This window comes from Pedobacter sp., from assembly GCF_035566355.1.
GTDB lineage: Bacteria > Bacteroidota > Bacteroidia > Sphingobacteriales > Sphingobacteriaceae > Pedobacter.
This window is the reverse complement of the sequence record NZ_DATMRL010000057.1, coordinates 1-4275: the sequence shown is the minus strand read 5'-3', so window position 1 is coordinate 4275 and position 4275 is coordinate 1. Positions and strand designations below refer to the sequence as shown.

9 protein-coding genes are annotated in these 4275 nt (G+C 40.1%); 8 read left to right on the top strand and 1 reads right to left on the bottom strand.

Going from position 1 to position 4275, the window contains the following annotated elements; translation table 11 throughout:
- The 6 genes from VNZ46_RS02110 to VNZ46_RS02085 form a co-directional block, all read left to right on the top strand.
- Positions 1-682, top strand: a 682-nt coding sequence (locus VNZ46_RS02110; RefSeq protein WP_325558420.1) for a hypothetical protein, incomplete at its 5' end; no start/stop codon positions are given.
- A gap of 62 nt (positions 683-744) precedes the next feature.
- Positions 745-1161 (top strand): hypothetical protein, encoded by a 417-nt coding sequence (locus tag VNZ46_RS02105; protein WP_325558419.1) that lies wholly within the window; start codon positions 745-747, stop codon positions 1159-1161.
- Positions 1158-1349 (top strand): hypothetical protein, encoded by a 192-nt coding sequence (locus VNZ46_RS02100; RefSeq protein ID WP_325558418.1) that lies wholly within the window; start codon positions 1158-1160, stop codon positions 1347-1349. The genes VNZ46_RS02105 and VNZ46_RS02100 overlap by 4 nt, the downstream gene beginning before the upstream one ends.
- Before the next feature lie 4 nt (positions 1350-1353).
- Positions 1354-1743 carry a helix-turn-helix transcriptional regulator gene (locus tag VNZ46_RS02095; protein ID WP_325558417.1) on the top strand — a complete coding sequence of 130 codons (390 nt, stop codon included), beginning with the start codon at positions 1354-1356 and terminating at the stop codon, positions 1741-1743.
- A gap of 74 nt (positions 1744-1817) precedes the next feature.
- Positions 1818-2123, top strand: coding sequence for a hypothetical protein (locus VNZ46_RS02090; protein WP_325558416.1), 306 nt, complete (start codon positions 1818-1820; stop codon positions 2121-2123).
- Between the two features lie 20 nt (positions 2124-2143).
- Complete coding sequence (locus VNZ46_RS02085) at positions 2144-2797, top strand: Crp/Fnr family transcriptional regulator (protein WP_325558415.1); 654 nt, start codon at positions 2144-2146, stop codon at positions 2795-2797.
- A gap of 74 nt (positions 2798-2871) precedes the next feature.
- On the opposite strand, the gene VNZ46_RS02080 is transcribed toward VNZ46_RS02085, so the two are convergent.
- A complete protein-coding gene (locus VNZ46_RS02080; RefSeq protein ID WP_325558414.1) occupies positions 2872-3090 on the bottom strand; it encodes a hypothetical protein in 219 nt (72 codons plus the stop codon).
- Positions 3091-3104: 14 nt separating this feature from the next.
- Between VNZ46_RS02080 and VNZ46_RS02075 the strand changes: the two genes are divergently transcribed.
- Together VNZ46_RS02075 and VNZ46_RS02070 are read left to right on the top strand one after the other, a co-directional pair.
- Positions 3105-3434, top strand: coding sequence for a hypothetical protein (locus VNZ46_RS02075; RefSeq protein ID WP_325558413.1), 330 nt, complete (start codon positions 3105-3107; stop codon positions 3432-3434).
- Positions 3435-3499: 65 nt separating this feature from the next.
- Complete coding sequence (locus VNZ46_RS02070; RefSeq protein ID WP_325558412.1) at positions 3500-3793, top strand: hypothetical protein; 294 nt, start codon at positions 3500-3502, stop codon at positions 3791-3793.
- Positions 3794-4275 lie beyond the last annotated feature (482 nt).

Here is a 4275-nt window from a genome sequence, read left to right as displayed (position 1 = left end):
ACTGATGAATATGAAATTAAAACTTATTACAGTATGCCTCGCCTTGTGTGCGATGATACTAAGTTCCTGCAAAAAGCAGGATGTTAAACTGACTCCGTTAGCGAGTATTCAGATCACCAATGCGGTGGTTGGTGGCAGTGAATTGCAGTTTGGAACTAACGTTGCAACTGTTCCTAATAACGGCTATACCGCTTATGGTATTTTAACTGGAAGTCAGGCATTGAAATTGTCCTCAACTGTTGCTCCTAATCCGGTGTATTACAACCAAACCAAGGATTTTGTAAACGGTGGGGTATATTCTTTGTTCTTAACCGGAACTCCGGCTGCGGTGGAATCTGTGTTTTTGAAAGAGGAAAACATCCCTTCTCATACGGCTGATGTATTTGGCGCGAGGGTAATTAATCTGGTAACTGGTAGTATTCCGATTAGTGTGAATGTGCAAGGCAGTACTAATGGTTCTTTTGTGAGCAGTCTTGCTTATAAAGCGATATCGACTTTTAAAGATGTTTCTTCGGTAGCTGCAGAGGGAGATAAGGTTTTTGAATTTAAAAATGCGGCTACGGGTGATTTGATTACTTCGTTTACTGTACCTGGTTATGATATGCCAAGGTTTAGGAATATTACGCTGGTGTTTGCTGGTGGAGTAGGTGCGGAGACTGTTATTCGGGCAAATAATTATTGATTCGTCCTAAATACATCTACCTATGAAAAAAACATCAATCTCCTAATTTAACCTCTACCAAGATGTCAAAACAAGGACTAAGACCCTGTATAAACCTATATGTTCAGCTTCTGGATATCCTGGCAGATAGTGCCATTGATATTCCAGAGTCTATGCATTTCAGAGCTGAAAAAGCCTACCAAAGCTTATCGACTTTTCTTTTTGAGCTGATCTTATCTCAGAAAGGAGATCTGGAGCATAAAAGGTCGGTCATTAAAAAGTTTCTTTTTTTATTAGTATCCAGAAGCTCAGGGATCCTTAAGAAATATGGTATAGATCCATGCCATCCAGGCCTAACTTTGGATCTACGTCAATCTATCCTGATGGAAATCAGGACTGGTTTACTTCGCATCTTTCATCTCATTGTTTACCAAGGGCTGGAAGACATCTTCCTGGAACTGAATCTGGTGTATCGTCGAATTTTAAAACACAGTTTATGAAAGAGAATTTTATCCCCGAAGAATTGGTCAAAGCTTTCCTGGAGCATGTAGAAGGGAAATCCTTTACGCTTCCAGAGGTTGCAGTGGCTTTAAACTTAGATGAAGAAACCACGGTGAGCATCCTGATCTATGCAATAGAAAACAAACTGCTTGATGTGACTTGTACCTGGGTGCCGAATAAAAAGTAAAAGGATGTTGCAGGAAACGAATACTTATACAGAGCGCTTTAGGCTATTCGATTTAGACTACTGGCCTCCGGCCTTTAAGCGATTAAAGGTGTTGCAGTCTTTGATTGAACTGGATTTCAGGTACAACCGGGATATTTCTGTGTATGCAGTTAAAATGGATACCAGCATTCATGCTTTGAACAGATTTGCGAAGGCTTATTTAGGCAGGTCTGTGTATGAGTTGCTGCAGGACAGGATTTACCGGGAGGCTTTGTATTTGCTGCAGTATACGAAGCATACGGTCAAGGAGATTTCGGAGTTGCTGGGGTTTAGTGATTTACCGTATTTCAGCAGGTGGTTTAAACAGAGAAATGGCCAAACTGCTAAGGTTTACCGAAAGGGACTAGGGGGCTGATACCCCTTTTTTAACCTCGTATTCAATCAAATTTTTGCCAAGAATTATTAAATATCTAGCCAATTATAAATTTTATGATCAAAACTAGTGACCTGGTCCAGTACTTCTGGATCCATTCTAACCTCATCACCAGCAAAGAGGGTGTTGAAGCTGCGCTTCATGGGGATCAACTTATTGAAGTAAGTGTGATGCTTCGCAATCATGAGGAAAATGAGGTGCGGCTTCAGCTGAGAAGTGCTTTTAATTCGCCTCTTAGATTCGTTGAAGCTTTTAACCTGCAATACCCGGAGGACATCAAAAAGATCAGCATTGAAAACCTGATGCTGCTGTATAAAAATGGGAAGGCAGAACTCAGTGTAACCGAATATCCAAACGATTAAACAAAAAAACACCATCTATTATGACGCTCAATAAGAAACAAAAAATCAAAAAAAAGAAACTGAAAGACGCGGAAATGAGTAAACCTGCATTGGACAGGCTCATCAACCTACTCAAGTCCATTGACCTTTTAGAACACAGAGCCGAAGTCTTTCTGCGTGGGATAATGAAACCAAAATTCTGTGCAGAGACACACGATCTTCATGAACAGGGTACTCGGATCGATGAATCGTATTTTATTTCTACGGGTTATATGCTCATCTATTATATAGAAAACGGTGTTAAGTATGTGCTCCGGATTTGTGGGCCTGATGAAATTGTTTCTGCCAATAGCTTTTTAACGGGCTTAAAATCTAAATATTCTATTAAGGTTTTTAAAGATACCTACCTTTTATCGATCACCGAAGCACAAATGGAACATTTGCAGAAAGAAATTCCTAGTGTTGCACAGCTTACTTTGAAAACGATTCGGTCTTTTGAAGAGAAGGAGTTAGAACGTAATAAGATCATTAGTGCTGGCGGCCAGAAAAGTGTGCTCTACTTCTATAAAATTTATCCTGGATTGTTGTATAGCAGAATTATAGGGGATGATGATATTGCTAATTACTTGCTTATGAGCAGATCCAATTTGAGTGCTTTGCGTAATGATTTGATACGCAGAGGTTTGCTTCCTTGAGGATAATAACCGGATATATGTCTAATTCTGGACAGATTTTCTTTTTCTGAGTGGCTATCTTTAGGTATATCAAATTAAAGCACTTTATTATGAACATTACGCATCTCGGTTACCTTTTTACATTTCGAATTAAAGTAAACACTGCAGCCTTTCTTGGCCTGGTTAGCCCTGGCTTGGGTGTTGTCGGTTAATACCTGCGGGTGCCAGTGGTTCTGGTACCTGCTTGTTTCTTTCTGAATATTCGCCGCGGTACGTAACGCAGAATAGAATATATAAATCATCCATTTATTCATTTAAAAAAACGTTTATGAAAAAATCGTTCAAAGCGGCTTTAATGGTCGTGCTGTGTGCTGGCGGATTGACCGCGGCTTTTGCTTTCTCTAAAGCATCGTCTGTTCAAAAGGCGGGTTTAATTGCTTATACGTACAATTTGGGTACGTCTACTGGTGCGAGGAATGCGTCGAACTGGACGCAGGCTACAGGTTCTACGCCGAGTTGTGGGGCTGCTGGTTCTGTGCCTTGTAAGGTTGTTTTTGATAGTTCTGTGTATCCTACATTGCAGGATTACATCAACGACCAAGGTTTTACTAGTGATGCTGAGGTGGCTTATGGGCCTGGTGTGGTGAGTAAGCAGTAACCTCTCTTGTTGTGAAAAATATGTTTTCTGATCGCGCTGAGCCTTACAGGCTCTGAGGCTTGATCATGAAAACATATTTTTCTTGGGTGCAGACCGGTATAGTGTTTAATTGTATGCATGGTGACGTATTACCTGTTTTGCAGGAGATTTTATTGACTTTGGTGGAGATTAAACTGGCTATCCGGGAGTTTGAGGGGCCTGCTGTTCAGGAGGATGAATGGTTGACGGCGCAGCAGGCTATGGAGTTTCTTTTTATTGAGGAGAGGACTTTTTACAGGAGGAAGAGGGAGGGGAAGTGGGTGGTTAGGAGAGTAGGAAAGAGGTGGGTTTATTTGAAGTCTTCGCTTTGTGAAAAATAGGATTTCTGATGTCGCTGAATCTTACAGATTCTGAGGCTCCATCATGAAATCCTATTTTTCTTGGGCGCAGACTGGAGGTGGTGGGGACCGGGGAGGGTGGTGATTGGGGTGTTATTGGTGTGTGGATTTTGGGCTCAGAATTTGGTGTTGTTTTTCAATATATTTAATTGATTTTCAAATGTTTAAAACGGATAAATTTGTTTTGGAATTGGTGTTTTTATGGTTGGAACTGTATACTTTAGCGGCAACTAATTTTTTATAAAACGACTTTTTATTTGCTTGTGTATGGTGTTCATTGTTGGCATTGTAAGCGGAGTAAATGGAAGGTTTAAGCGACAGAATGCCGAAGAAAACTAATCTTGCAAAACAAGTAAAACCGATAGAGCTATCTAATAGCAGGTATATTAATGTAAAGACGGATTTTTCATTTTAATGTATAGCTATACATTAAAATGATTATGTAAAGCTGTAGATAATGTAAA

Excerpts from the sequence above, each read along its gene's own strand:
- VNZ46_RS02080 (WP_325558414.1), bottom strand. The coding sequence starts at position 3,090 with ATGAATAAATGGATGATTTATATATTCTATTCTGCGTTACGTACCGCG.
- VNZ46_RS02075 (WP_325558413.1), top strand. The coding sequence starts at position 3,105 with ATGAAAAAATCGTTCAAAGCGGCTTTAATGGTCGTGCTGTGTGCTGGC.
- VNZ46_RS02070 (WP_325558412.1), top strand. The coding sequence starts at position 3,500 with ATGAAAACATATTTTTCTTGGGTGCAGACCGGTATAGTGTTTAATTGT.
- VNZ46_RS02105 (WP_325558419.1), top strand. The coding sequence starts at position 745 with ATGTCAAAACAAGGACTAAGACCCTGTATAAACCTATATGTTCAGCTT.
- VNZ46_RS02095 (WP_325558417.1), top strand. The coding sequence starts at position 1,354 with ATGTTGCAGGAAACGAATACTTATACAGAGCGCTTTAGGCTATTCGAT.
- VNZ46_RS02085 (WP_325558415.1), top strand. The coding sequence starts at position 2,144 with ATGACGCTCAATAAGAAACAAAAAATCAAAAAAAAGAAACTGAAAGAC.
- VNZ46_RS02100 (WP_325558418.1), top strand. The coding sequence starts at position 1,158 with ATGAAAGAGAATTTTATCCCCGAAGAATTGGTCAAAGCTTTCCTGGAG.
- VNZ46_RS02090 (WP_325558416.1), top strand. The coding sequence starts at position 1,818 with ATGATCAAAACTAGTGACCTGGTCCAGTACTTCTGGATCCATTCTAAC.